Origin of the sequence: uncultured Campylobacter sp. (assembly GCF_905371695.1) — a bacterium.
Classification (GTDB): domain Bacteria; phylum Campylobacterota; class Campylobacteria; order Campylobacterales; family Campylobacteraceae; genus Campylobacter_A.
Genome location: NZ_CAJPMA010000123.1, coordinates 1 through 3,778, shown reverse-complemented (window position 1 = coordinate 3,778; position 3,778 = coordinate 1). Strand labels below are relative to the sequence as shown.

Below are 3,778 nucleotides of genomic sequence, written 5' to 3'. Positions count from 1 at the left end.
CTTTTAAATGTTCGTATTTTAGGGGATTTTTGGGGTCTTTTGATAGCTGGTGAAAATGTTATCTGGTGGAGACGAGGGGGATCGAACCCCTGTCCGAAAACAAAACAACCAAAGCATCTACATGTTTAGTAAAAGTGGAAATTTCATCTAAAAAGGCTCACTTTCCAAAACCGAAATTTAGACTAAGACGAAATTTCAGCCATTGCGTCGTCAGTGCAAAAGCCTACGCTATCTAGGTTACTCGCGGACTTTTTTAGATAGCATCAAAAGCGCGAGGCTCGACTGAACTTACGCTACTTTTGCGTAAGCAGGAGCAAATTTAACGTTGTTTGCGTTTAAATTTAAGTTTGGACTTTTTACGCTTTGTCCAAAGCGACATGCAGCCGTGACCGCTCCGCTCCCGTCGAAGCCAAGTCGTCCCCGCGTAGTAAAAAGCTCGGTATTTTACCGCGTTTTAAAATTTTAGTCAAGCTTAGTAGGAATGTTTATAATAAGAGGTTCTAGGATACTAAAATACTCCGCGTCGCGTTCGATATCTTCTTTATATTTTTTAAACTGATCGCTTACTAATAAAAGCCAATCGACGAATTCGCTATTTGCGGGACCGCTTATTAGTCTGGCTTCTTCGCAGACCTCCTCGCAAAGCGTGGTTAACTTTAACACCGGATCAATGTGCATAAAGCCCGCGGCGGATTTAATATTATGAAAAATTCTAAAAAGCTCGTTGATGTTTTCTTTATATCTATTTTGGTGTTCTAGTCCGACGATTAAAGGCTCCATAAGATCGCACATTAAAGTAAAATGACCTAGAAATTCCTCCACGATATCATAAGAAAAATCGACTTCCAGTCTTTTTAATATCCCCATAATTTCCATCCTTAAAAAATTGTCGCAATTGTAGCAAAAATTTGATAAAATTAAAAACTTCGAGACGAAATTTTGGAGCTTTTATGTCTAACATTCAAAGAAATATCGCCGTAAACGACATAACGGACAAGAAAAACAAGCAGCCCATAGTCATGCTAACCGCCTACGACGCCCTATTTGCGCGGCTTTTCGACGATTATGCGGACATTATTTTAGTGGGCGATAGCCTAAATATGAGTTTTAACGCCCAAAAAGATACGCTAAATTTAAGCGTAGAAGCGATGAAATATCACGTAAAAGCCGTCCGAGCGGGACTAAAAAGAGCGCTTTTAGTAGCCGATATGCCGTTTGGCAGCTATTTTAACGAAAACTCCGCCCTAAAAAACGCGGCTAAATTTATAAAAGCCGGCGCAGACGCCGTAAAACTCGAAGGCGGCGAGCGCATCGCGCCTACCGTAGCTCGCCTAACCTCCGAAGGCATCGCCGTAATGGGGCACGTCGGGCTTAGGCCCCAACAAGTGCGCTTTGAAGGCGGCTATAAGATAAAAGGACGCGGAGAGGACGCCGAAAATTTAATCCGGGACGCGCTAGCCATCGAGCAGGCGGGAGCGTTTTCGGCGGTGATTGAGGGTACGGTTAGCAGCGTCGCCGCAAAGATAGCAAGGAGCGTACAAATACCTATCATCGGTATCGGCGCGGGCGCGGAGGTAGACGGACAGGTACTTGTTTGGAGCGATATGCTGGGTTTCCTTGAAGATTTTCGGCCCAAATTCGCCAAACGCTACTTAGAGGGCGCGAATTTAGTACGCAAAGCGGTGCAGGCTTATGCAAACGAAGTAAAAATGCGAAAATTTCCAAGCGCCGAATTTGAGTACGAAGAGTAAAAATGGATAGAATAGTCGAAATAGAAAAAATAAGCTTTGAAAACGATTTTGAGGTGTCGCTGCGCCCCACGCGCTTTGAGGACTACATCGGACAGGAAAAGATCAAGCAAAATTTAGGCGTCTTTATAAAGGCCGCCAAAAAGCGCGGCGAGTGCCTAGACCACGTGCTTTTCTACGGGCCGCCGGGCCTTGGCAAGACGACGCTGGCGCACATCATCGCAAACGAAATGGGCGTGAGTATCAAGATGACGGCCGCTCCGATGATAGAAAAAAGCGGCGATCTAGCAGCGGTGCTAACCAATCTCCAAGAGGGCGACGTGCTGTTTATCGACGAGATACACAGGCTAAGCCCTGCGATCGAGGAGGTGCTGTATCCGGCGATGGAGGACTTTCGTCTAGATATCATCATCGGCTCCGGACCTGCGGCGCAGACCATCAAGATCGACCTACCTAAATTTACGCTCATCGGCGCTACGACGCGCGCGGGTATGATCTCGGCGCCTCTTAGGGATCGCTTCGGCATGGATTTTAGGCTGCAGTTTTATATCAGAGAGGAGCTAGCTCGTATTGTGCAGATCGCCTCGGTGAAGCTGGGCAAAGAGTGCGAAAAAGCCGCCGCTCTCGAGGTCGCCGCCCGCTCGCGCGCCACTCCTAGGATCGCGCTACGGCTGCTAAAGCGCATACGAGACTTCGCCGAGGTAAACGACGAAGCCGTTATCTCGCAACCTCGCGCCAAAGAGGCTCTAGACGCGCTTGGCGTAAACGACATCGGCTTTGACGAGATGGATATCAAGTACCTAGAAATCCTACTCGCCGCCAAACGCCGACCGATGGGGCTAAGCACGATCGCAGCGGCTCTGAGCGAGGACGAGGGTACGGTCGAGGACGTGATCGAGCCATATCTGCTCGCTAACGGCTACATCGAGCGTACGGCAAAAGGCAGGCTAGCTAGCGCCAAAGCCTACGAGGTGTTTAAGCTCAAATTTGACGGGGATACGGAAAAAGGGTTATTTGACGAGTGAGGCGGAAACTTGAAAGTGTTTCGGCTCGATTGCAAAATTTTACGGAGCTAAAAAATTTTCGGCGCGAAAGCAAATCAAAGCGCCGAAATTTGAAATTTTATCTAAAACTAAAAGTCCAAGCGCCTTTATCGGTACCAACTTTAACTTCTAAAATAGGACTGCACATCCAAGTTTGAAAATCTTTCTGTTCGCCGAATTTTAATTTTACGGATTCATCGTCGCCGTATTTGGCGTAAAAATAGATAAGCGATAAAATTTCATACGTCTGCCTTGTCTTTATACATTATTTTACGACGCTCTCGTTTTATACTCTTTCGGCCGCTTTGCTTCGCATTATCTAATATTTGAGATTACGGCATACAGACCTTTCTCCGTCTTGCCTCGGTTTGCGCCGCCTCCTACAATAAGGCAATATTCCTTACATAAAGCACCTCATACCTACGCACCAACCGCCGTTATCCGCGCTAAAACCATAAACGACCTCAAAATCACCCTTCTCGTAAAATGCTTCGGACAGAGCGCCAAACGGAAAAAAATCGCTTAAAATTAAATATAAGCTAAACTAAATTTTAACCCGGCGAGCGACGGCGAAATTTAGCCCGTTTTTGGTATAATCGCGCAAAATTTCGCCTAAGGAAAAAGATGAAAAATAGCAGGATATTTTTTGGATTTTTAGTATTTTTCGCGCTCGCGCTCGTGCTTTACCTATTTAAGCCGTTCTTGCTAAATATGCTAATCGCCGCGCTTTTAGCTGTCGCCACGTCAAATATCAACGTCAAAATTTTAGCCCTAACCAAAAATCGCCACACGCTAAGCGCCGCGCTTTCCGCGATCGTGCTATTTTTACTATTTATCGCGCCGCTTGGATACGCCATTTTTAGCATCGCTAGCCATGCTACCGGCCTTAATATGGAAAAAGCGACGCAGACGATAGAATTTATCAAAAATTATCATCTAAATTTACCCGCGTCATTAGAATTTTTAGAGCCCAAAATCGACGAATTT

General features: G+C 46.0%; 3 protein-coding genes, 1 other RNA gene and 1 pseudogene. 3 read left to right on the top strand and 2 right to left on the bottom strand.

Translation table 11 applies throughout. The annotated features are described in order from the left end of the window. Positions 1-63: 63 nt before the first annotated feature. Positions 64-422: a transfer-messenger RNA gene (ssrA, locus tag QZ147_RS08660) on the bottom strand. Positions 423-462: 40 nt separating this feature from the next. Next, complete coding sequence (locus QZ147_RS08655; protein WP_295149372.1) at positions 463-867, bottom strand: Hpt domain-containing protein; 405 nt, start codon at positions 865-867, stop codon at positions 463-465. 83 nt (positions 868-950) lie between these two features. Between QZ147_RS08655 and panB the strand changes: the two genes are divergently transcribed. The 3 genes and pseudogenes from panB to QZ147_RS08640 form a co-directional block, all read left to right on the top strand. Further along, on the top strand, positions 951-1,751 hold the full coding sequence (gene panB / locus QZ147_RS08650; protein ID WP_295149369.1) for a 3-methyl-2-oxobutanoate hydroxymethyltransferase: 801 nt from the start codon (positions 951-953) through the stop codon (positions 1,749-1,751). A 2-nt stretch (positions 1,752-1,753) separates the two neighbouring features. Continuing rightward, positions 1,754-2,773: a Holliday junction branch migration DNA helicase RuvB gene (gene ruvB, locus QZ147_RS08645; protein ID WP_295149367.1), complete on the top strand. Its 1,020-nt coding sequence runs from the start codon at positions 1,754-1,756 to the stop codon at positions 2,771-2,773. A gap of 642 nt (positions 2,774-3,415) precedes the next feature. Then, positions 3,416-3,778, top strand: a pseudogene (locus tag QZ147_RS08640) (AI-2E family transporter); the annotation flags it as partial.

What these genes read in the sequence shown, in the direction of transcription:
- QZ147_RS08655 (WP_295149372.1), bottom strand. Translation starts at nt 867, where the DNA reads ATGGGGATATTAAAAAGACTGGAAGTCGATTTTTCTTATGATATCGTG.
- panB (WP_295149369.1), top strand. Translation starts at nt 951, where the DNA reads ATGTCTAACATTCAAAGAAATATCGCCGTAAACGACATAACGGACAAG.
- ruvB (WP_295149367.1), top strand. Translation starts at nt 1,754, where the DNA reads ATGGATAGAATAGTCGAAATAGAAAAAATAAGCTTTGAAAACGATTTT.